The following is a 20,826-nucleotide window of genomic DNA, read 5'->3' on the forward strand; positions in this document are numbered from 1 at the left end:
CATTTTTTGCGCAATGGCGCACCCAAGGAACTGAAGTGGAAGCACTGCACACCAAGATTCGCGAAGAAGGCATCGTACTGTCCGACCAGGTATTGAAGGTCGACGCGTTCCTCAATCATCAGATCGATCCGGCACTGATGAAGGCCATCGGCGACGAATTCGCCCGGCTGTTCGCCGATTCGGGCGTTACCAAGATCGTCACCATCGAGGCTTCCGGCATCGCGCCGGCCGTGATGACCGGTCTGAATCTGGGCGTGCCGGTCATCTTCGCCCGCAAGCATCAGTCGCTGACGCTGACCGAAAATCTGCTGTCGGCCACGGTGTACTCGTTCACCAAGCAGACGGAAAGCACCGTTGCCATCTCGCCGCGTCATTTGAACAGCAGCGACAAGGTGCTGATCATCGATGACTTCCTGGCCAACGGCAAAGCGTCCCAGGCGCTGATTTCCATCATCAAGCAAGCGGGCGCGACCGTCGCAGGGCTGGGCATCGTGATCGAAAAATCCTTCCAGGGCGGACGCGCCGAGCTGGATTCACAGGGTTATCGCGTCGAATCACTGGCTCGGGTCGAGTCTCTGGCTGGCGGTGTGGTGACCTTCAAGTAAGCTTTCCATGCAGACGCATTGAAGCAGGAGGACGCATGAACATGGCAGACAGGCTCTACGTCGAGGCATTGTTCGACGAACAGACCTCGACCATCAGTTACCTGGTGATGGATCGCAGCAGCCGGCAGTGCGCCTTGATCGACAGCGTGCTGGACTATGATCCAAAGTCGGGGCGTACCTCAACGGCGTCCGCCGACCGGCTGATCGAGCGGGTCCGGGCGCTGGAGGCTTCGGTGCAATGGATTCTGGAAACCCATGTTCATGCCGATCATCTTTCGGCAGCGGCCTACCTGAAACACCGGGTTGCAGGCCGCACCGTGATCGGCCGCCATATCAAGGCCGTGCAGAAGGTGTTCGGCACCTTGTTCAATGCCTCGGATTTCCCGCGTGATGGCAGCCAGTTCGATGTATTGCTGGATGACAACGCCACGTTCTCCCTCGGCAGCCTGCAGGTTCGGGCACTGCACACGCCCGGTCATACCCCTGCGTGCATGACCTATGTCGTGGCGGATGGCGATGAAAGGATCGCCTTTGTCGGCGACACATTGTTCATGCCCGATTACGGTACGGCGCGGTGCGACTTTCCTGGCGCCGATGCGCGGACGCTGTACAGGTCAATCCGTCGTATCCTCGACCTGCCTGGCGACACTCGTCTGTTCATGTGCCACGACTACCTGCCCAATGGCCGGGAATTGAAATACATGACAACCGTGGCCGAACAGCGCGCCACCAACATTCATGTGCGCGACGGCATTTCCGAGGAGCGCTTTGTCGAGATGCGCGAAACCCGCGATGCCACACTCGATATGCCGGTGCTCATGCTGCCGTCGGTGCAGGTCAACATGCGCTGCGGCCGATTGCCCGAACCCGAAGACAACGGCGTGCGCTACCTGAAAATCCCGCTGAACACCTTCTGACCAACGCCGTAGGAGCGGACTTGTCCGCGAATGCACCTTTCAGGCGATGCATCTGCTTTGGGTGTACTGCCTTTCGCAGACAAGTCCGCTCCTACAGTTCTCGGCCTTGGGAATGATGCAGCCCGGCCAGCAGCAGGCGTTGATACAGCTCTTCGCGCAGGCCTTGTGGCTGGTCGAGCTGCATGCGCTGTAGATGCTCGGCGTAGGCGTCGGGTTCTGGTGCGTCGAGGGTGGCTTTGCCCAGTTCGAGGATTTCAGTGAGCTTGAGTTTGCTCTTGAGCCAGTTCAGCGCGCGCAACAGGTCGCGCTCCTGCGCGGTGAAATCGCACCCCAATGGATACTCGGTGAACAGGGACGGGTAGCCGGCGGCGATGTTCTGCAAGCGCTGCGGCGTGTTGTCCAGAAAGCGCGGGTCGAGCTGGAAGTCCTTGGGCAATTTACCGGCTTTCTGCGCCTGTTCGATCAGCCCACCCTGGAAACGTGAGTCGGTGATGTTGAGAATGCGCTCGATGACCGTGGCGTCGGTCTGCCCGCGCAAATCGGCGATGCCGTATTCGGTGACCACGATGTCGCGCAGGTGCCGGGGAATGGTGGTATGTCCATAATTCCAGACGATGTTGGAGCTGACCTCGCCGCCCGATTCGCGCCAGCTGCGCAGGATCAGAATCGAACGGGCATCCTCCAGCGCATGGGCCTGGGCGACGAAATTGTATTGCCCGCCCACGCCGCTGAGCACTCGCCCGTCTTCGAGCTGGTCGGCCACCGCCGCACCCATCAGCGTCACGGTGAAGGCGCTGTTGATGAATCGCGCGTCACGGCGTTGCAAGCGCTTGAGATGCTCGTCGCCATAAAGCTCGTTGATGAAGCTGATGGCCGTCATGTTGAACTGTGCCCGACGCTCCATCGGCAATTCCCGCAGACGCTCGTAGAAACTTTGCGGGCCGAGAAAGAAGCCGCCATGGACCACGACGCCGTCGGGATGCGTCTGTTCATCCAGCGTGCCCAGGTTGGCCAGCTTTTGCAGTTCGGCATCGGCATACACCTTGCGCCGCAGAATGCCGGCGTCGGCCAGTACCAGCAGGCCGTTGACGAACATTTCGCTGCAACCGTACAGGCCGGCGGCAAACGGCTGCATGCCGCCTTCGCGGTCGATCAGCGTCTGCCAGTTGCTCATGTTCAACTCGCCCAACAAGGCGCGATAAGTCTCGTTGTCGGCCTGACGCGCCAGTAGCGCTGCGGTCAGTGCGTCGCCCATCGAGCCAATGCCGATCTGCAGGGTGCCGCCGTCGCGCACCAGCGTGCTGGCATGCAGGCCGATCAGGTGATCCTGATAACCGACCGGCATGTTGGGCGTGGAAAACAGTGTGCTGTGTTCATCTTCGTCCAGCAGCAGGTCGAAGGCGTCGACGTCGAGTTCGGCGTCACCCGGCATGTACGGCAGTTGGGTATGAACCTGGCCGAGCATGAGGATGGTTTCCCCCGCCGCCCGGCGCCTGGCGATCATCGGTAGCAGATCGAGGGTGACGTCCGGGTTGCAGCTCAGGCTCAGCTTGCCGGGGTAGCGCTCGTCTCGGGCGACCAGCTGGGCGACCAGGTTCAGACCGCCGGCGTTGATGTCCCGGGCCGCATGGCTGTAGTTGCTGCTGACGTACTCCTGCTGCGCGCTGTCACTGCCCAGCAGGCTGCCCGGCTGCATGAAGAAATGCTGCACGCTGATGTTGGCCGCAAGCCTGTCGCGGCGCAGGGCCGCGAGGTAATCGAGTTCCGGGTAGTCGCCGAAGATGCGTTCCAGGAACGGTTCCAGAAAGCGCCCTTGCAGACCTTCGCCGGAGGTCGGCCGGCCAAGGCTCAAGGCGGTATAGATGGTCAGGCGCCTGTCGGGCAGCTGGCGGATGCGCTCGAACAGCGCGTTGACGAAGCGGTTGGGCTTGCCCAGCCCCAAGGGCATGCCGAGGTGAATATGCTCGGGTAGCTGCGCGAGAACATGATCGACGGCTTGCTCAATGGAACAGGACTGCGGCATCCCGGCTCTCCGGATTGATTATCGAATGGAGGTTGGACCGAGTGACGCGCCGAATTGCTGCAAACCCTGCGCGCATAAAAAAGCCGCCGAAGGCTGGACGACCATCGGCGGCTTGCGCGCCTGAAAACCTACTTGATGCCCGACATCTTCTCGATGGCGCCCTTGAGGTCGCTATCGGTGCAGTCGCCGCAGGTGCCTTTGGGCGGCATGGCATTGATGCCGGTAATGGCCTTGGCCAGCAGGCCGTCAATGCCGCCTTCCTTCTTGGCCCGCTCGCCCCACGCGGCGGCATCGCCGATCTTGGGTGCGCCGAGCAGCCCGGCGGTGTGGCAGGCGGTGCAATGCTTGGCGATGACATCGTCCGGAGACTTGGCTGCGCCGCCGCCAGTCGTGGCGACCACCTCCATACCCGGGCATTCCTTGCCTTGAACGCAGACTTGGCCGACAGGTTCGAGCCGCTTGGCAATGTCATCGTTGGGCGCCGCCTGAGCGTTGAATGCCCAAAAAGCCAGCAAAGCAGCGACTGCCAGGATCTTGTTTATCAGGTTCACGCTTACACCCTCATGGTGACTAATCACGCCCACGGCCACGGTTTGCCAGGCGGGCGAATTATAGCGACAAGCCTGTGACCCCGGAACACCCCTACAGCAATAAGGGTTATTGCGTCGTTGTACGACGCTGCCGATGTCTGGCTTGCCACCCCGTGTAAACAGGCGTTTGCGCGCTTCTTCTCAGAAATTGGCCGGTGTAGCTGCGCTGATTAGTCGCGCCGGAACGTCGAACGGATTGCGGAAGCGGTGCGGCCTGGTGCTTTCGAAATAGTAGCTGTCGCCGACTTCCAGGATGTAACTCTCCTGACCGACGACCAGTTCCAGGCGTCCCTCGACGAGAATTCCGGTTTCCTCGCCTTCGTGCGCAAGCATTTCTTCGCCGGTATCGGCGCCGGGCGGGTAGGTTTCGGTGAGAAACGCGATGGCGCGGCTTGGATGCGACTTGCCCACCAGCTTCATGGTGACGGCACCGTCGGAGATATCGATCAGTTCGCTGGCCTTGTAGACCACCTGGGTGGGATTTTCCGGCTCCAGTTCTTCGGAGAAGAACTCGACCATGGACATCGGAATGCCGCTGAGCACCTTGCGCAGGGAGCTGATCGACGGGCTGACACTGTTTTTTTCGATCATGGAGATGGTGCTGTTGGTCACGCCTGCGCGCTTGGCGAGTTCTCGCTGGGACAGGCCCTTGAGCTTGCGGATCGATTGCAGTCGGTCACCGACGTCCAATGCGGTATTCCCCTGTTGTTTTTACGGTCAAGTCGAGTAGAACGCCATCATGGCAACAGCGTTCAGTATTTACAACACTTCGACTTCCGGCCGGTCTGTCAGGGGTTGGCCGATGGACGGTTCAGCTGCCGGTATAGCTGCGCGGTACGCGGTGCAGGTTGCAGAAGATCTGGTAAGGGATGGTTCCGGCATGGTTCGCGACTTCGCTCGCCAACACATTGCGGCCCCATAGCTCGACGCTGCTGCCCAGCCCGGCCTGCGGCAGATGCGACAGGTCGACGCACAGCATGTCCATGGAGACGCGCCCCAGCAGCCGGCTTGGCTGGCCATCGACGAATACCGGCGTACCGGTAGGTGCCTGGCGCGGATAGCCGTCGGCATAACCCATGGCAACGATGCCCAAGCGTGTGCTGCCGGACGTGACGAATGTCGCGCCGTAGCCGACCGGCTCACTGGCCGGCAATTCGCTGACGCTGATGATCTTCGATTCCAGGGTCATTACCGGTTGCAGCTGGTCGGCCAAGGGGTGTGGCCGGTCAAAAGGCGTGGCGCCGTAAAGCATGATGCCGGGGCGTACCCAGTCGCTTGGAATATTCGGCCAGCCCAGCACGGCCGGGGAATTGCGCAGGCTGGTTTCGCCCGCCAGGCCTTCGCTGGCCGCCCGGAATACCGCGAGCTGTTCGTCGCTGCGGGGGTTGTCCAGTTCGTCGGCACGGGCGAAGTGGCTCATCAGCACGACGTCGGCAACCTTGCCGCTGGCCGTCAGGCGCTGATAGGCGGTCCGATATTCGCCTGGCTGAAAACCAACGCGGTGCATGCCCGTGTCGAGCTTGAGCCAGACGCCCAGCGGTCGGCTGATCGCGGCCTGTTCGATGGCATGCAGCTGCCACGTCGAATGCACCACGGACCACAGGTCGTGCTCGACGATCAGTGCCAGCTCTGCGGCTTCGAAAAAGCCTTCCAGCAACAGGATCGGTGCGCGTATGCCGGCGGCGCGCAGCTCCAGCGCTTCTTCGATGCAAGCGACGGCAAACCCGTTGGCTTCGTCTTCCAGCGCCTGGGCGACACGCACCGCGCCGTGCCCGTAGGCGTCGGCCTTGACCACCGCAAGGGCCTTGGCGCCGGTGTTTTCGCGGGCCAGGCGGTAGTTGTGACGCAGGGCTTGCAGATCGATGACGGCGCGGGCTGGACGCATGGGAGGTTCTTGCTCAGGAAATTAAAAAAAGCCCGACGCCGAGGGTGGTCGCCGGGCCAAGGAAAAACGTTACGGCAGTGCCGCAGTGACGGACAGTTCGACCAGAATCTGCGGCTCGCACAGCTTGGCTTCGACGGTCGCCCGCGCCGGGGCAACGCCCTTGGGCAGCCATTTGTCCCACACGCTGTTCATGCCTGCGAAATGGGCGTCGATGTCCTTCAGATAAATGGTGACAGACAGGATCCGGTTCTTGTCGGTTCCGGCCAGGTCGAGCAAGCGCTCGATATTGTCCAGTGTCTGCTGCGTCTGTTGCTCGATCCCCGTATCCAGATCATCGCCGACCTGGCCCGCCAGATAGACGGTGCCATTGTGGACGACGATCTGACTCATGCGCTCATTGGTGAGCTGGCGCTGGATTCCCATGCTTTTCATTCTCCTTGGTACTGCCATAGCGAGAGATATCGAGGCCTTCGGTGCTGATCTGGGGTTTGTTACGGGCCATCACATCGGCCAGCAATCGACCGGAACCGCACGCCATCGTCCAGCCAAGCGTTCCATGCCCGGTGTTGAGGAACAGATTGCGCAACGATGTCGCCCCCACGATCGGCGTGCCATCCGGCGTAGTGGGACGCAGCCCGGTCCAGAAACTGGCCTGGGACAGGTCGCCGCCCTGAGGATAGAGGTCGTTGACGATCATCTCCAGCGTTTCACGCCGACGCGGGTTGAGCGACAGGTCGAAACCGGCGATTTCCGCCATGCCGCCGACCCGGATGCGGTTGTCGAAACGGGTAATGGCGACTTTGTAGGTCTCGTCGAGAATGGTCGAGGTGGGCGCCATGTCGCCATCGGTGATCGGCACCGTCAGCGAATAGCCTTTGAGCGGGTACACCGGCGCCTTGATGCCCAGCGGCTTGAGCAGTTGCGGCGAGTAGCTGCCCAGCGCCAGCACGTAGCGGTCGGCGGTTTCCAGCTTGCCGTCGATCCACACGCCATTGATACGGTCGCCTGCATGATCGAGGCGTTCGATGTTCTGTCCGTAGCGGAACTCGACGCCCAGCTTGATGGCCATTTCCGCCAGGCGCGTGGTGAACAACTGGCAGTCGCCCGTCTGGTCATTGGGCAGGCGCAGCGCGCCGCTGAGAATATTGGTCACACCGGCCAGCGCCGGTTCGACCCGCGCAATGCCCGCGCGATCCAGCAGTTCGTAAGGCACGCCGGACTGTTCGAGTACGGCGATGTCCTTGGCGGCATTGTCCAGTTGCGCCTGAGTGCGGAACAGCTGAGTGGTGCCCAGCTTGCGGCCTTCATAGGCGATGCCGGTTTCGGCGCACAGTTCGTCGAGGCAGTCGCGACTGTATTCGGAGAGTCGCACCATGCGTTCTTTATTGATCGCATAGCGGCTGGCGGTGCAGTTGCGCAGCATCTGCGCCATCCACAGGTATTGATCGATATCGGCGGTGGCCTTGATCGCCAGGGGCGCATGGCGTTGCAGCAGCCATTTGATGGCCTTGAGCGGAACGCCCGGTGCAGCCCAGGGCGAGGCATAACCGGGTGACACTTGGCCGGCGTTGGCAAAACTGGTTTCCATGGCCGCAGCCGGCTGGCGATCGACCACAGTGACTTCAAAACCCGCTCGGGCCAGATAATAGGCACTCGTTGTGCCGATCACACCACTACCAAGGACCAGAACGCGCATGTCGATGACCTCATCGCGGATATCCGCTGACGTTTTGAAGTTTTAAGCAAGGATGTGCGCAGTATATGAAGCATCGAGCAGTGTTTCTCACCATATAACTGCGTATATTCAGGGCTAATTACCGGTAAAGAATGCTTTGTCAGAGAGGATCTGGACTGTGCGTACCCAACACCAGTCAAAACGTGAGCTGGACAAGATCGACCGCAATATCCTGCGCATTCTGCAAGTCGACGGGCGCATTTCCTTCACCGAACTGGGCGAACGGGTCGGCCTCTCGACCACACCGTGCACCGAACGGGTCCGCAGGCTGGAGCGCGAAGGCATCATCATGGGCTACAACGCACGCCTTAATCCGCAAAGCCTCAAGGCCAGTCTGCTGGTATTCGTGGAGATCAGCCTGGACTACAAGTCCGGCGACACCTTCGAGGAATTTCGCCGCGCAGTGCTCAAGCTGCCTCACGTTCTGGAGTGCCACCTGGTGTCGGGGGATTTCGATTACCTGGTCAAGGCGCGCATTTCCGAGATGGCCTCGTACCGCAAGCTGTTGGGCGATATCCTGCTCAAGCTGCCGCACGTGCGCGAGTCAAAGAGCTATATCGTGATGGAAGAAGTGAAGGAGAGCCTGAACCTGCCGATTGCCGAGTAGGCTGTCTCAGACCAGCACTTGTCGGGTAGATGCGATAAAGGCATGCACCTGCTTTTCGACCGCTGGGTGAATCAACTCTGCAGGGCGCCGGCCGTTCGGGCAGGGCAAGGAGCTGGTCGTACCGAACAGGCGACAGATCAGCGGGCGTTCTGCATAAACGGTGCAACCCTGCGGGCCAAGATGAACGCAGTTGAGCTCGTTGAGAGCTGCTTCCTGTTCAGCGGCGGTCTTGCGCGGCAGGCGAGACATTTCTTCGGAAGAGGTGGTGACCGGCCCGCAGCAGTCATGACAACCCGGCACACACTCGAACGATGGGATCTGCCGGCGCAGATCGCGGATTTTCTCACTGTTGCAACTCATTGAATCGACCACCTGAACGCTGTGCGGCGATTCTGCCTCAGTTGGCAGGCCGGTGACAGCGGCTTATCCTCCCTGTCGATTGTGTATTTCCCGCCAACAGGACACCCCATGACTTCCCGCGCGCTCGACCAGCATGCCGCTTCCTACTACGCCGCCAGCAGCCATCCGCAGCCGGATTACCCTGCGCTGCAAGGCGAGTTGAAAGTGGACGTATGCGTGGTGGGCGGCGGGTTTTCCGGGCTGAACACTGCCATCGAACTGGCCGAGCGCGGCCTGAGCGTCGCGTTGCTGGAGGCGCGCAGGATCGGTTGGGGCGCCAGCGGGCGCAATGGCGGCCAGCTTATCCGAGGTGTCGGGCATGGCGTCGAGCGTTTCGCCTCGGTCATCGGCCAGGACGGCGTGCGTCAACTCAAGCTGATGGGACTTGAGGCCGTGGAGATCGTGCGCCGGCGGGTTGAGCAGCATGCAATCGAGTGCGACCTCAAATGGGGCTACTGCGACCTGGCGAACAAACCACGCGAATTGGACGGCCTGGCCGCAGACGCCGACGAGTTGCGCGAACTGGGCTATCGACATGAGCTGAAACTGGTGCAAGCCGACAACATGCACAGCGTGGTGGGATCGGATCGCTACGCCGGCGGCCTGATCGATATGGGCTCCGGGCATCTGCATCCGTTGAATCTGGCGCTTGGCGAGGCTGCACTGGCGGCCTCGCTCGGCGTTCAGGTGTTCGAACATTCGGCGGTGACCCGCATCGACTACGGGCCGCAGGTAAAAGTGCACACCGGTCAGGGGACTGTGCAGGCGCAGACCCTGGTGCTGGGCTGCAATGCTTATCTGAATGACCTGAACCCGGAAATCGGCGGCAAAGTATTGCCCGCCGGCAGTTACATCATCGCCACAGAACCCCTGAGCGAAGAGCAGGCCAGGCAGCTGCTGCCGCAGGACATGGCGGTCTGCGATCAGCGTGTGACGGTGGATTACTACCGCCTTTCCAGCGACCGTCGCCTGTTGTTCGGCGGTGCCTGCCATTACTCAGGCCGCGATCCTCGGGATATCGCAGGCTATATGCAGCCCAAGATGCTGGACGTCTTTCCGCAATTGGCCGGTGTGCGCATCGATTATCAATGGGGCGGCATGATCGGCATCGGCGCCAACCGCCTGCCGCAGATCGGTCGGCTCAAGCACCAGCCCAACGTGTTCTATGCCCAGGCTTACTCCGGGCATGGACTGAATGCGACCCACCTGGCCGGACAGCTGCTGGGCGAAGCCATCGCCGGTCAGCACAGCGATGGTTTCGAACTGTTCGCCAAGGTGCCGCACATGACCTTTCCAGGCGGCAAGCACCTGCGCTCGCCGTTGCTGGCGCTGGGCATGCTCTGGCACCGCCTTAAAGAGCTGCGCTGAGGCTCAGTCGCGCCAGAAGGGCTTCATCGCCTCGATCCGGGCCTGACGGAAATCCAGCCCGATGTCGCGCAGCTCGGCATCGGTCAGCTCCAGCAGGGCGCGCCGTGAAGTGATGCGGTGGCGGTACAGCGCCCAGCGACTCATGCCTGCCGGCGTTGCGGCCGACGATTTGACCTCGATGGCCGTGTGCGGGCGACGATCGTCCTGTTCGCGTGCCCTGCCTTGCAGTGTCAACTGTACTTCGGTAACCCCGTTCATGATCTGTCTCTCCGTCACGTCCAATGTGATGCATGATGACGCGAGGAGTAAAACCATTACAGATTCAAAGCCCAACTTAATTTTCCATACAGAAGGTTTGTAAAACCGACTGAATGTTATATTTTGGGCGCATCTGTATTGCTTCCTCTTCCTTGGGCCCTGATGAGTACGCCATGACGCTCTACGTCAACCTTGCCGAGCTGCTCGGCTCACGCATCGAGAACGGCTTCTATCGCCCCGGTGACCGCCTGCCGTCGGTGCGGGCACTGAGCGTCGAGCATGGTGTGAGTCTGAGCACCGTGCAGCAAGCGTACCGGGTGCTGGAAGACAGCGGGCTGGCGACACCGAAGCCCAAGTCCGGCTATTTCGTATCCGCCGCCCGGCAGGCGCCAGCGCTTCCCGTGGTCGGGCGACCGATGCAACGGCCTGTGGATATCTCCCAATGGGATCAAGTGCTCGACCTGATCCGCGTATCGCCCGCCGAAGCCGTCACGCAGCTTGGGCGCGGCATGCCCGACGTCACCAGCCCGACCCTCAGGCCGCTCATGCGCTCCTTGAGCCAACTGAGTCGGCACCAGGATATGCCGGGTCTGTATTACGACAACATCAGTGGCGTCCATACACTTCGCGAACAGATTGCCCGACTGATGCTCGACTCGGGCTGTAACCTCACTGCGGACGACGTGCTGGTCACCAGCGGTTGCCACGAAGCCCTCTCGGCCTGCGTGCGTGCCCTGTGTTCACCCGGAGATATCGTTGCAGTCGACTCCCCGAGCTTTTTCGGAGCCATGCAAACGCTCAAGGGTCTGGGCATGAAGGCGCTGGAAATTCCCACTGACCCGATCACGGGTATCAGTCTCGAAGCCCTGGAGCTGGCGCTGGAGCAGTGGCCGATCAAGGTGATCCAGCTCACACCCAGTTGCAACAACCCGCTGGGCTACGTGATGCCCGAGGCGCGCAAACGCGGCTTGCTGACTCTGGCGCAGCGTTTCGATGTCGCAATCATCGAGGATGATGTGTACGGCGATCTGGCTTACAACTACCCGCGGCCGCGCACCATCAAGTCATTCGACGAAGATGGCCGGGTGCTGCTCTGCAGTTCGTTTTCCAAGACCCTCGCACCCGGCCTTCGCGTCGGCTGGGTCGCGCCGGGTCGCTATCTGGAACAGGTGCTGCACATGAAGTACATCGGCACCGGATCAACCGCGCCGCAACCGCAGCTGGCGATCGCCGATTTTCTCAAGGGCGGTCACTATGAACCGCACCTGCGCCGCATGCGCACCCAATACCAGCGCGGCCGCGACCAGATGATCGACTGGGTCATGCGGTACTTCCCGCAAGGCACGCGGGCCAGCCGCCCTCAAGGCGGCTTCATGATCTGGATCGAGCTGGCCGAAGGCTTCGACACCCTGCGCCTGAATCGCGCCTTGCTCGACCAGGGCGTACAGGTGGCGGTCGGCAGCATTTTCTCGGCGTCGGGCAAATACCGGAACTGCCTGCGCATGAACTACGCGGCCAAGCCGACCCCTGAAATCGAAGACGGTGTGCGTAAAGTGGGCGCTGCCATTGCGCGCCTGCTGGCTGAAACGGACCCGGTCTGAAAATTTTTCCCAATTTCCAGTGTCCTATCGCATGCCCTGCCCTGCCTGACTCAGACACGGAAAATCCATTTGAACACATCATGGGCCTTGCCCTTTTGCCTGCTGATTGCCCTGTGCGTCAGCGGTTGTGCCCATGTCGGCATTGACAGCCATCCCAGCCAGGCCACCGCGCCGTCGGCATCGGCCTTCGGCCGCTCGATCCAGAACATGGCGTTGCCCCACGAAGGGCGTTCGGGCTTTCGCCTGCTGCCTGACAGCAGCGATGCCTTCAAGGCTCGAGCCGAGCTGATCCGCAATGCCAAAAGCAGTCTGGACTTGCAGTACTACATCGTTCACGACGGCCTCAGCACCCGGGCGCTGATCGACGAGCTGCTCAAGGCGGCGGATCGTGGCGTGCGGGTGCGGGTTTTGCTCGACGACACTACCAGCGATGGGCTGGACCAGGTCATTGCGACCCTCGCCGCGCATCCCAATATCGAGATTCGCCTGTTCAACCCGCAGAACCTGGGGCGTGAAACCGGTGTTACTCGCAGCGTCGGCCGCTTGCTGAATCTGTCGCGTCAGCATCGGCGCATGCACAACAAATTGTGGCTGGCCGATAACAGCGTCGCCATCGTCGGCGGGCGAAACCTGGGCGACGAATACTTCGACGCCGAACCCAATCTGAACTTCACCGACATCGATATGCTCAGCGTCGGCCCCGTGGCCGAGCAGTTGGGTCACAGCTTCGACCAGTACTGGAACAGCACGCTGAGCAAGCCGATCGCCGATTTCATGTACTTCCTGCCGACCGTCAAGGACCTGGCCGAAGCACGCCGCAAGCTGGACATATCCCTTGAGCAGGCCCAGCGGCAGCACAAAGCGCTGTACGACCAACTGATGGCCTACAAGACCGAGCCGCGCCTCAAGGTCTGGCTCAATGAGCTGGACTGGGCCTGGAACCAGGCATTGTGGGACGCGCCCACCAAGGTGCTGGCTCAGGGTGATCCCGATCCGCATCTGTTGTTGACCACCCAGCTGGCGCCAGAGCTGATCAATACCCGCAAGGAGTTGATGCTGATCTCCGCCTATTTCGTGCCGGGCGAAGCCGGGCTGCTGTATCTCACCGGGCGTGCCGATGCCGGCGTGGAAGTGAGCCTGTTGACCAACTCGCTGGAAGCCACCGACGTCCCGGCCGTGCATGGCGGCTACGCGCCGTATCGCAAGGCGCTGCTGGAGCACGGCGTCAGGCTCTTCGAGCTGCGCCGCCAGCCGGGTGACACCGAGACGTTCAGCGGCAGTGGGCCGCGCCTGTTCAAGGAAAGCCACTCCATCGCCAGCTCCGATTCAAGCCTGCACAGCAAGGCCATGGTGTTCGACAGGCGCAAGATCTTCGTCGGCTCGTTCAATTTCGACCCGCGCTCAGTGCTGTGGAACACCGAGGTCGGCGTGCTGGTCGATAGCCCGAAACTGGCCGAGCAACTGCGCGAGCTGACCTTGCAGGGCATGGCGCCGGCCTTGAGCTACGAAGCGAAGCTGGAAGACGGCAAGGTGGTGTGGGTGACCGAGGACAACGGCCGCATCCACACCCTGCATACCGAGCCGGGCGACCTGTGGCGGCGGGTCAATGCGTGGTTCAGCAAGGTCGTGGGTCTGGAGCGCATGCTTTAAACGAGCGTGCACGCGAACAGGCCGGAGCGGTGCACTTCAGCCTTTGCCAGCAAGCTGGCGCCTACCAGATCGATACACGCCCCAGACCTGGAGGAGCGAGCTTGCTCGCGAAGGGGGCGTGCGGAGGCATCGGCTGCACTGCGCACGCCGAGCTCAGGCCTGCGCGACCTGCGCTCCGAAAGCGTCGCGCCGAAACGTCAGGATCACCAGCCCGAAAGCCCCGGCCGCCATCAGCAGTGGCAACGCGTGCCCGCTGACCCACTGACTGCCCGCTCCCGCAGCCAACGGCCCGAGCAAACAGCCGATGCCCCACAACTGCGCGACATGGGCGTTGGCGCGCACCAGCGAGTCGTCACGGTAGCGCTCGCCGATCAATATCAGCGACAAGGTGAACAATCCGCCCGCGCTGGCGCCGAACACTACCCACAACGGCCAGATCAGCACGGTATGCACCAGCAACGGCACCAGCAGGCTCGACACCAGCAAGGCCGCAGCACAGCCGGAGAACAACGTGCGCCGGGAAATCCGGTCGGCGAGCATGCCGATGGGCAATTGCAGGCAGGCGTCGCCGACCACCACCGTACTGACCATGATCAGCGCGATTTCCGGGCTGAAGCCCTGGCGCAAGCTGTAAATCGGCAGAAGCGTCAGAATCAGCGCCTCGAACGCGGCGAACAGTGCGACCGCCCAGGCGATGGCCGGAGTGGTCCGGCAGAATCCGAGCAAGTCCTTGAACGTGACGCGACAGGCGTCGGCGGCGGGCGCGCCGGTTCGGCCCAGCAACAGCAAGGGTGAAATCGTGAGCAGCGCAACACCGATCCAGAAGCCGTAATCGGCCTCGGTGCCGATCACGCCGAGTAACAGCGGCCCGGACAACTGGCTCAGGGCATAGGTGCTGCCATACAGCGCCACCAACCGACCGCGCAGCCGCTCGATCACCAACTGATTGATCCAGCTTTCCCCCAGGACGAACACGATGGTGAGAATCACCCCGAGCATCAGCCGCAAAAGCAGCCAGACCGGATAGTGCGGCAACAAGGCCAGCAGCGCGACCGAGAAGCCACCGGCCCACATGCACCAGCGCATCAGGTTGGCCGTGCCGAAGCGCGCTGCCAGTCGGCTCGCCAGGCTTGCGCCCACCAGCACACCGATGGCCGGCATGGCCGCCATGACTCCGATGGCGAACGCGTTGTAGCCCCAGCCTTCGAGGCGCAGGGACACCAGCGGCATACTGACGCCCAGCGCCAGGCCGATACTCAGTACCGATGCCAGAACGGCGAAATATGTACCCCAACGCATGTGCGAATCCTGTTAACCACGGTTGTGCAGCGAAGAAAGGACCGCGCCGTTCCTGAGCGAACGGCAGACGATCCGCGATGCCTGACGAGTCGCTCGCCAGGCATCGGGTGCAGCGCGCCCATGGCAGGCATGGGCGTCGTCGGAGGGGATGAAGCTTACAGCTTGATCCAGGTGGCTTTCAGTTCGGTGTACTTGTCGAAGGCATGCAGCGACTTGTCGCGGCCGTTGCCCGATTGCTTGAAACCACCGAATGGCGCAGTCATGTCGCCACCGTCGTACTGATTGACCCACACGCTGCCTGCGCGCAACGCCTTGGCGGTGCGATGGGCCTTGGACAGATCAGCCGTCCATACCGCGGCAGCCAGACCATACTGCGTATCGTTGGCGATATTGATGGCTTCTTCGGCAGTGTCGAAGGTCAGCACCGACAACACCGGGCCGAAGATCTCTTCCTGGGCGATTTTCATGGCGTTGGTCACGCCGTCGAAAATCGTCGGCTCGACATAGGTGCCGCCGGTTTCTTCCAGAATGCGCTTGCCGCCAGTAACCAGCTTGGCGCCGTCTGCATGACCCGCTTCGATGTACGACAGCACGGTGTTCATCTGCTGGGTATCGACCAGCGCGCCGACGTTGGTGGCCGGGTCCAGCGGGTTGCCGGGTTTCCAGCCCTTGAGAGCCTCGACGACCAGCGGCAGGAAACGGTCCTTGATCGAGCGCTCCACCAGCAGTCGCGAACCGGCGGTGCAGACCTCGCCCTGGTTGAAGGCAATCGCACTGGCGGCCGCTTCAGCCGCTGCCTGCAGGTCCGGAGCGTCGGCAAACACGATGTTCGGGCTCTTGCCGCCGGCTTCCAGCCAGACGCGCTTCATATTGGATTCGCCCGAGTAGACCATCAGTTGCTTGGCGATCCTGGTCGAACCGGTGAACACCACGGTGTCCACATCCATATGCAGCGCCAGTGCCTTGCCCACGGTATGCCCGTAGCCAGGCAGGACGTTCAGTACGCCGGCCGGAATACCGGCCTCGATGGCCAGTTGCGCAATACGGATGGCGGTCAGCGGTGATTTTTCCGAAGGCTTGAGGATCACGGAGTTGCCGGTCGACAACGCCGGACCAAGCTTCCAGCAGGCCATCATCAGCGGGAAGTTCCACGGCACGATGGCCGCCACGACGCCAACCGGCTCGCGGGTCACCAGACCCAACTGGTCGTGAGGCGTGGCAGCGACTTCATCGTAGATTTTATCGATCGCTTCACCGCTCCAGCTCAAGGCGCCGGCAGCGCCGGGCACATCGATATTGAACGAGTCGCTGATCGGCTTGCCCATATCCAGCGTTTCCAGCAGGGCCAGTTCTTCGGCATTCTGCTTGAGCAGACCGGCGAAGCGGATCATGGTCGCCTTGCGTTTGGCCGGCGCGGCTCGTGACCATGCACCGGAATCGAATGCACGACGAGCACTTTCAATCGCGCGTTGAGCGTCGGCGGCTTCGCAGCTGGCGACCTTGGCAAGCATCCGGCCATCGACCGGGCTCAGGCAATCGAACGTCTCGCCGGAGGCTGCGGCGGTGTACTCACCATCGATGAAGGCGCGGCCTTCGATCTTCAAATCCTGGGCACGTTGTTCCCAGTCGGCACGAGTCAGGGTGGTCATGCGAATTCCTCCTCTTGATGAAATGGCTACGGCTGTAGAACATAAAGACAAGCACAGCCCAAGGTATGAGCCACCCTAAACCAGCGGTCTGGCGATGCCAATATATTTGACAGAAATAGCCGATTTACGGCGCGCTTGTTGATTTTATTCAACGACAGGCTCGCCAGGCCGGTTCAAGCTGCAGGGCGGACTTGTCAGCGCTGCAACATCCATCAGTTCACTGCAGAGGGAAAGCATGAATATCAAGAGCATCGTCGACTTCAGCGAAGCTGCGACGGCAGTCGAAGAGTACCGCCCCGCGCAGGAAAAGATCTTCAAGGGCGACCCGCTCCAGAAGGTCTACAACCATTACAACAGTCCATGCGGGCAAATGAATGCCGGGGTGTGGGAAGGCGATCCGGGCCAATGGCGCGTCAACTACACCGAGCATGAATACTGCGAGATCGTCCAGGGGGTTTCCGTGCTGCGCGACGAGCAGAACCAGGCCAAGACCTTGCGGGCGGGTGACCGATTCGTGATCCCGGCCGGGTTCAAGGGCACCTGGGAGGTGCTGGAAACATGCCGCAAGATTTATGTGGTCTTTGAGGCGAAAGATATAAATAAGTAACGCATCAACGGACCCTGGCGGCGAGATTCTAGGGGCGTCCAGACCGGACATCATTCATAAAGGACTATGAGCATGACCAATGAACAGATCACCCAGGCCCTGCAATTCCTGATCGGCAGCCGTTACGTGCCGAGCATCAAGACCTACATCTCCGAACTGACCGGCCGCGCCCGTGTATTGGGTGCCAATGATGTCAGCACCCGCGAATTCGACCTGAACCGCATTCACGTACATACCGATGACGCGGGTCTGATTTCGGGCTTCACCTTCGGCTGATCCGACGATCGGGCGGCGCCCGCCGGGTCTGGCCCGAGAATCACAAACGCCCGGTGCCACGCATCGGGCGTTTTACGTTTCCGACAGGCACAAAAAAGCCCGCAGCGATGCGGGCTTTTCCGTAGCCGACAGAATCAATTACTTGATTTTGCCTTCTTTGTAGATCACGTGCTTGCGTACAACCGGATCGAATTTTTTGATTTCGATTTTATCCGGAGTAGTACGTTTGTTCTTGTCGGTGGTGTAGAAGTGGCCAGTACCGGCGCTCGACACCAAACGGATCAATTCACGCATGATTCTCTCCCTTAAATTTTGCCGTCGCGACGCAGTTCAGCGAGCACAACTTCAATGCCACGCTTGTCGATGATACGCATGCCTTTAGCAGATACGCGCAGACGAACAAAACGCTTCTCGCCTTCAACCCAGAAGCGGTGATGCTGCAGGTTTGGCAGGAAACGACGACGGGTTTTGTTGTTTGCGTGGGAAATGTTATTCCCAGTTACCGGACCCTTACCGGTAACTTGACAGACTCTCGACATGCCTCAGCCCTCTAAAACCACATGCCCAACCCGGCATGGGTTGGCCGCTTAATCTCTCAGTCATTTGGCGCCAGGCGCCGCGTTTCTTTAAGGGTCTTACCGGCTACACCTACAGTGAAGGAACCGGGCCCCTAGAAAAGAGCGCTGCTTTATACCAGAAAGCCTTCGAAGCAACAACAGGCAAAGCGTTTTGCCCGCCATGAATCGGCGCTGTGCCGCACATTGATCAGGCGCTGCGGGCATGTGGGCAAATCGACCGCTCGTCGTGTGACAGAGATTGTTCTGCCCCGATACATGGTCTAGGGTAAGTCCCTCACCAGACTGCACCGGCAGATGGAGCCCTTTCTGAACAGGAATCACGCCATGCGTCTTGCTGCAATTCCCTTTCTGCTCGCGCCACTGCTGCTGCCGGGCCTGGCCCAGGCGGCTTCCCTGGCAGTATGTACCGAAGCCAGCCCTGAAGGCTTCGACGTGGTGCAATACAATTCGCTGACCACCACCAATGCATCGGCCGATGTGCTGATGAACCGTCTGGTGGACTTCGACACGGCAAGTGGCAAGCTGGTGCCGAGCCTGGCGCAGAGCTGGACCGTTTCGCCCGATGGCCTGACCTACGACTTCAAACTGCGCACGGGTGTGAAATTCCACACCACCGACTATTTCACCCCCAGCCGCGAGCTGAACGCCGACGACGTGCTGTTCAGCTTCAAGCGCATGCTCGATCCGCAGAACCCGTGGCACAAGATTGCGCAAAGCGGCTTCCCCCATGCGCAGTCGATGCAGTTGCCTGCGTTGATCAAGAACATTGAAGCGCCTGATCCGCAAACCGTGCGCTTCACCCTCAACCGTGCCGACTCGACCTTTCTTGCCACGCTGAGCATGGGATTTGCCTCGATCTACTCGGCCGAATACACCGCACAGCTGATGAAAGCCGGTACGCCTGAGAAACTCAACAGCCAGCCCATCGGCACCGGGCCGTTCGTGTTCAGGCGTTTCCAGAAGGACGCCGTGGTGCGTTATCAGGCCTTTGACAGCTACTTCGCCGGCAAGCCCAAGGTCGAGACGCTGATCTACGCCATTACCCCGGACGCCAACGTGCGCCTGCAGAAGATTCGTCAGAATGAATGCCAGATTGCCCTGTCGCCCAAGCCTCTGGATATCGAGGCGGCCAGCAAGGATTCGGCGCTCAAGGTGGAGAAGACCGAAGCGTTCATGACAGCGTTCGTGGCGATCAACAGCCAGCATCCGCCGTTCGACAAGCCGCAGGTGCGTCAGGCGGTGAATCTGGCCTTCGACAAGGCCAATTACCTCAAGGCGGTTTTCGAGGGTACGGCGGAAACCGCGAACGGTCCTTATCCACCCAACACCTGGAGTTATGCCAAGGATCTGCCTGGCTATGCCCATGATCCGGCCAAAGCTCGTGACCTGCTGAACAAGGCCGGTTTGAAGGACGGTTTCAAGACCACGATCTGGACCCGGCCGTCCGGCAGTCTGCTCAACCCTAACCCCAGTCTGAGTGCGCAGTTGTTGCAAGCGGACCTCAAGCAGGTGGGTATCGATGCCGAGATCAAGGTCATCGAGTGGGGCGAGCTGATCCGGCGCGCCAAGGCCGGCGAGCATGATCTGCTGTTCATGGGCTGGGCGGGCGACAACGGCGACCCGGATAACTTCCTGACCCCGCAGTTTTCCTGCGCGGCGGTGCAGTCGGGCACCAACTTCGCCCGCTACTGCGACCAGAAGCTGGACAAGCTGATCACCGACGGCAAATCCACCAGCGCCCAGGCCGACCGCAGCAAGCTGTATCACCAGGCCCAGGCGCAAATTCAGCAACAGGCTTTGTGGATTCCCCTCGCCCACCCGACCGCCGCCGCGCTGGTGCGCAAGGATGTGAGCGGTTATCAGGTCAGCCCGTTCGGACGGCAGGATTTCTTCCAGGTGACCGGGAAGTAGGAATACCTTTCTGTGGGGGGCTGTGCGGACTTGTGTGGCGCGCCGCTCCCTCCCACAAGTAAAGGCAAGGCAATTGCTACAAAGTATGGCGCCTACATCAACCCGCGCTCCACCATCGACAGCGGCTCGCCGTCGCCGACGATCACGTGGTCCAGCACCTGCACATCGATCAACGCCAGCGCCTGTTTCAGGCGCTCGGTCAGTTCGATGTCGGCATGGCTGGGGTCGGTGATGCCCGAGGGGTGGTTGTGGCAGAGAATGAGGCTGGCGGCGTTATGCGCCATGGCGCGCTTGACCACCTGGCGTGGGTGGACATAGGCCGAGTTGATGGTGCCGTGGAACAGTATTTCGAAAGTCATGACCCGGTGCTTGTTATCGAGAAACAGGCAGCCGAACACTTCATGTTGCTCATGCCGCAACAGCGCCTTGAGGTAGTGGCGGACCTGAAGCGGACTTTCCAGTGCAGAACTGCGTTGCAGGGATTCGGCCATGTGCCGGCGGGCCATCTCCATCACCGCCTGAAGCTGGGCGAATTTCGCCGGTCCCAGGCCCAGTTGCGAGCGGAACTCGGTCAGGTTCGCGTCCAGTAACGGTCGCAGGCCGCCGAACTGATTCAACAGATGACGCGCCAGGTCGACCGCACTTTTGCCGGCCACTCCGGTGCGCAGGAAGATCGCCAGCAACTCGGCGTCAGACAGACTCTGGGCACCCAGTTCCAGCAGGCGTTCACGCGGGCGTTCGGACGCCGGCCAATTGCGAATACTCATACCACCTCCATGTGCATGTGCGCCGCTGTTCCAGTGCGGTCGCTGTGCTATCTTAGCCCATCTTTTTTGCGCGGCGATCTGGCCTGGGGAGGCGTCATCGC

At 61.1% G+C, this 20,826-nt stretch carries 22 protein-coding genes; 9 read left to right on the forward strand and 13 right to left on the reverse strand.

All coding sequences use genetic code 11. From position 1 onward, the window contains the following. Positions 1-35: 35 nt before the first annotated feature. Both EGJ27_RS05005 and EGJ27_RS05010 read left to right on the forward strand, forming a co-directional pair. A complete protein-coding gene (locus EGJ27_RS05005) occupies positions 36-605 on the forward strand; it encodes a xanthine phosphoribosyltransferase (RefSeq protein ID WP_125829627.1) in 570 nt (189 codons plus the stop codon). A 35-nt stretch (positions 606-640) separates the two neighbouring features. Next, the gene (locus EGJ27_RS05010) at positions 641-1,522 is read left to right on the forward strand and encodes an MBL fold metallo-hydrolase (RefSeq protein ID WP_125829628.1); all 882 of its coding nucleotides are present in this window, start codon (positions 641-643) and stop codon (positions 1,520-1,522) included. 91 nt (positions 1,523-1,613) lie between these two features. Here EGJ27_RS05010 and EGJ27_RS05015 read toward each other — a convergent pair whose 3' ends face one another. The 6 genes from EGJ27_RS05015 to dadA form a co-directional block, all read right to left on the reverse strand. Continuing rightward, positions 1,614-3,545, reverse strand: a complete 1,932-nt coding sequence (locus tag EGJ27_RS05015; RefSeq protein ID WP_125829629.1) for an acetyl-CoA hydrolase/transferase C-terminal domain-containing protein — start codon at positions 3,543-3,545, stop codon at positions 1,614-1,616. Between the two features lie 128 nt (positions 3,546-3,673). Then, positions 3,674-4,096 carry a cytochrome c5 family protein gene (locus EGJ27_RS05020; RefSeq protein WP_125829630.1) on the reverse strand — a complete coding sequence of 141 codons (423 nt, stop codon included), beginning with the start codon at positions 4,094-4,096 and terminating at the stop codon, positions 3,674-3,676. Positions 4,097-4,276: 180 nt separating this feature from the next. Continuing rightward, on the reverse strand, positions 4,277-4,825 hold the full coding sequence (locus EGJ27_RS05025; protein WP_125829631.1) for a cupin domain-containing protein: 549 nt from the start codon (positions 4,823-4,825) through the stop codon (positions 4,277-4,279). Between the two features lie 121 nt (positions 4,826-4,946). Then, positions 4,947-6,020 (reverse strand): alanine racemase, encoded by a 1,074-nt coding sequence (gene alr, locus EGJ27_RS05030; protein WP_125829632.1) that lies wholly within the window; start codon positions 6,018-6,020, stop codon positions 4,947-4,949. Between the two features lie 69 nt (positions 6,021-6,089). After that, entirely contained in the window at positions 6,090-6,443 is a 354-nt protein-coding gene (locus EGJ27_RS05035) for a RidA family protein (protein WP_125829633.1), read from the reverse strand. Next, the gene (gene dadA, locus EGJ27_RS05040; RefSeq protein WP_125829634.1) at positions 6,415-7,716 is read right to left on the reverse strand and encodes a D-amino acid dehydrogenase; all 1,302 of its coding nucleotides are present in this window, start codon (positions 7,714-7,716) and stop codon (positions 6,415-6,417) included. The genes EGJ27_RS05035 and dadA overlap by 29 nt, the downstream gene beginning before the upstream one ends. Before the next feature lie 157 nt (positions 7,717-7,873). Between dadA and EGJ27_RS05045 the strand changes: the two genes are divergently transcribed. Then, positions 7,874-8,362 (forward strand): Lrp/AsnC ligand binding domain-containing protein, encoded by a 489-nt coding sequence (locus EGJ27_RS05045; protein WP_125829635.1) that lies wholly within the window; start codon positions 7,874-7,876, stop codon positions 8,360-8,362. Positions 8,363-8,368: 6 nt separating this feature from the next. Here the strand turns inward: EGJ27_RS05045 and EGJ27_RS05050 are convergent, their stop codons facing one another. Continuing rightward, on the reverse strand, positions 8,369-8,722 hold the full coding sequence (locus EGJ27_RS05050; RefSeq protein WP_125829636.1) for a YkgJ family cysteine cluster protein: 354 nt from the start codon (positions 8,720-8,722) through the stop codon (positions 8,369-8,371). Positions 8,723-8,830: 108 nt separating this feature from the next. On the opposite strand from EGJ27_RS05050, the gene EGJ27_RS05055 reads away from it, so the two are divergent. Further along, a complete protein-coding gene (locus EGJ27_RS05055; protein WP_125829637.1) occupies positions 8,831-10,129 on the forward strand; it encodes an FAD-binding oxidoreductase in 1,299 nt (432 codons plus the stop codon). A gap of 3 nt (positions 10,130-10,132) precedes the next feature. On the opposite strand, the gene EGJ27_RS05060 is transcribed toward EGJ27_RS05055, so the two are convergent. Continuing rightward, positions 10,133-10,387, reverse strand: coding sequence for a DUF1127 domain-containing protein (locus EGJ27_RS05060; RefSeq protein ID WP_125829638.1), 255 nt, complete (start codon positions 10,385-10,387; stop codon positions 10,133-10,135). Positions 10,388-10,560: 173 nt separating this feature from the next. On the opposite strand from EGJ27_RS05060, the gene EGJ27_RS05065 reads away from it, so the two are divergent. Further along, positions 10,561-11,988, forward strand: coding sequence for a PLP-dependent aminotransferase family protein (locus EGJ27_RS05065; protein ID WP_125829639.1), 1,428 nt, complete (start codon positions 10,561-10,563; stop codon positions 11,986-11,988). Between the two features lie 69 nt (positions 11,989-12,057). Then, a complete protein-coding gene (locus tag EGJ27_RS05070; RefSeq protein WP_125829640.1) occupies positions 12,058-13,638 on the forward strand; it encodes a phospholipase D family protein in 1,581 nt (526 codons plus the stop codon). 153 nt (positions 13,639-13,791) lie between these two features. On the opposite strand, the gene EGJ27_RS05075 is transcribed toward EGJ27_RS05070, so the two are convergent. Together EGJ27_RS05075 and EGJ27_RS05080 are read right to left on the reverse strand one after the other, a co-directional pair. Beyond that, a complete protein-coding gene (locus EGJ27_RS05075) occupies positions 13,792-14,937 on the reverse strand; it encodes an MFS transporter (RefSeq protein WP_125829641.1) in 1,146 nt (381 codons plus the stop codon). A gap of 155 nt (positions 14,938-15,092) precedes the next feature. Continuing rightward, a complete protein-coding gene (locus EGJ27_RS05080; protein ID WP_125829642.1) occupies positions 15,093-16,586 on the reverse strand; it encodes an aldehyde dehydrogenase in 1,494 nt (497 codons plus the stop codon). A gap of 235 nt (positions 16,587-16,821) precedes the next feature. Here EGJ27_RS05080 and EGJ27_RS05085 point away from each other — a divergent pair, with 235 nt between their 5' ends. Together EGJ27_RS05085 and EGJ27_RS05090 are read left to right on the forward strand one after the other, a co-directional pair. Beyond that, positions 16,822-17,193: a cupin domain-containing protein gene (locus EGJ27_RS05085; RefSeq protein ID WP_125829643.1), complete on the forward strand. Its 372-nt coding sequence runs from the start codon at positions 16,822-16,824 to the stop codon at positions 17,191-17,193. A gap of 72 nt (positions 17,194-17,265) precedes the next feature. Further along, the gene (locus EGJ27_RS05090; RefSeq protein ID WP_125829644.1) at positions 17,266-17,469 is read left to right on the forward strand and encodes a hypothetical protein; all 204 of its coding nucleotides are present in this window, start codon (positions 17,266-17,268) and stop codon (positions 17,467-17,469) included. Positions 17,470-17,607: 138 nt separating this feature from the next. Here the strand turns inward: EGJ27_RS05090 and rpmG are convergent, their stop codons facing one another. Continuing rightward, complete coding sequence (rpmG, locus tag EGJ27_RS05095; protein WP_002551515.1) at positions 17,608-17,763, reverse strand: 50S ribosomal protein L33; 156 nt, start codon at positions 17,761-17,763, stop codon at positions 17,608-17,610. Positions 17,764-17,774: 11 nt separating this feature from the next. Continuing rightward, a complete protein-coding gene (gene rpmB, locus EGJ27_RS05100; RefSeq protein WP_002551514.1) occupies positions 17,775-18,008 on the reverse strand; it encodes a 50S ribosomal protein L28 in 234 nt (77 codons plus the stop codon). Between the two features lie 363 nt (positions 18,009-18,371). Here rpmB and EGJ27_RS05105 point away from each other — a divergent pair, with 363 nt between their 5' ends. Further along, on the forward strand, positions 18,372-19,958 hold the full coding sequence (locus EGJ27_RS05105; protein WP_125829645.1) for an ABC transporter substrate-binding protein: 1,587 nt from the start codon (positions 18,372-18,374) through the stop codon (positions 19,956-19,958). Positions 19,959-20,050: 92 nt separating this feature from the next. Here EGJ27_RS05105 and radC read toward each other — a convergent pair whose 3' ends face one another. Then, positions 20,051-20,725, reverse strand: a complete 675-nt coding sequence (gene radC, locus EGJ27_RS05110) for a DNA repair protein RadC (protein ID WP_125829646.1) — start codon at positions 20,723-20,725, stop codon at positions 20,051-20,053. Positions 20,726-20,826 lie beyond the last annotated feature (101 nt).

The organism is Pseudomonas sp. v388 (assembly GCF_003935425.1).
Lineage (GTDB): Bacteria > Pseudomonadota > Gammaproteobacteria > Pseudomonadales > Pseudomonadaceae > Aquipseudomonas.

What these genes read in the sequence shown, in the direction of transcription:
- EGJ27_RS05050 (WP_125829636.1), bottom strand. Translation starts at nt 8,722, where the DNA reads ATGAGTTGCAACAGTGAGAAAATCCGCGATCTGCGCCGGCAGATCCCA.
- EGJ27_RS05090 (WP_125829644.1), top strand. Translation starts at nt 17,266, where the DNA reads ATGACCAATGAACAGATCACCCAGGCCCTGCAATTCCTGATCGGCAGC.
- EGJ27_RS05075 (WP_125829641.1), bottom strand. Translation starts at nt 14,937, where the DNA reads ATGCGTTGGGGTACATATTTCGCCGTTCTGGCATCGGTACTGAGTATC.
- EGJ27_RS05060 (WP_125829638.1), bottom strand. Translation starts at nt 10,387, where the DNA reads ATGAACGGGGTTACCGAAGTACAGTTGACACTGCAAGGCAGGGCACGC.
- EGJ27_RS05015 (WP_125829629.1), bottom strand. Translation starts at nt 3,545, where the DNA reads ATGCCGCAGTCCTGTTCCATTGAGCAAGCCGTCGATCATGTTCTCGCG.
- EGJ27_RS05085 (WP_125829643.1), top strand. Translation starts at nt 16,822, where the DNA reads ATGAATATCAAGAGCATCGTCGACTTCAGCGAAGCTGCGACGGCAGTC.
- EGJ27_RS05080 (WP_125829642.1), bottom strand. Translation starts at nt 16,586, where the DNA reads ATGACCACCCTGACTCGTGCCGACTGGGAACAACGTGCCCAGGATTTG.
- EGJ27_RS05055 (WP_125829637.1), top strand. Translation starts at nt 8,831, where the DNA reads ATGACTTCCCGCGCGCTCGACCAGCATGCCGCTTCCTACTACGCCGCC.
- EGJ27_RS05065 (WP_125829639.1), top strand. Translation starts at nt 10,561, where the DNA reads ATGACGCTCTACGTCAACCTTGCCGAGCTGCTCGGCTCACGCATCGAG.
- alr (WP_125829632.1), bottom strand. Translation starts at nt 6,020, where the DNA reads ATGCGTCCAGCCCGCGCCGTCATCGATCTGCAAGCCCTGCGTCACAAC.
- EGJ27_RS05010 (WP_125829628.1), top strand. Translation starts at nt 641, where the DNA reads ATGAACATGGCAGACAGGCTCTACGTCGAGGCATTGTTCGACGAACAG.
- EGJ27_RS05105 (WP_125829645.1), top strand. Translation starts at nt 18,372, where the DNA reads ATGCGTCTTGCTGCAATTCCCTTTCTGCTCGCGCCACTGCTGCTGCCG.
- rpmB (WP_002551514.1), bottom strand. Translation starts at nt 18,008, where the DNA reads ATGTCGAGAGTCTGTCAAGTTACCGGTAAGGGTCCGGTAACTGGGAAT.
- radC (WP_125829646.1), bottom strand. Translation starts at nt 20,725, where the DNA reads ATGAGTATTCGCAATTGGCCGGCGTCCGAACGCCCGCGTGAACGCCTG.
- dadA (WP_125829634.1), bottom strand. Translation starts at nt 7,716, where the DNA reads ATGCGCGTTCTGGTCCTTGGTAGTGGTGTGATCGGCACAACGAGTGCC.
- rpmG (WP_002551515.1), bottom strand. Translation starts at nt 17,763, where the DNA reads ATGCGTGAATTGATCCGTTTGGTGTCGAGCGCCGGTACTGGCCACTTC.
- EGJ27_RS05035 (WP_125829633.1), bottom strand. Translation starts at nt 6,443, where the DNA reads ATGGGAATCCAGCGCCAGCTCACCAATGAGCGCATGAGTCAGATCGTC.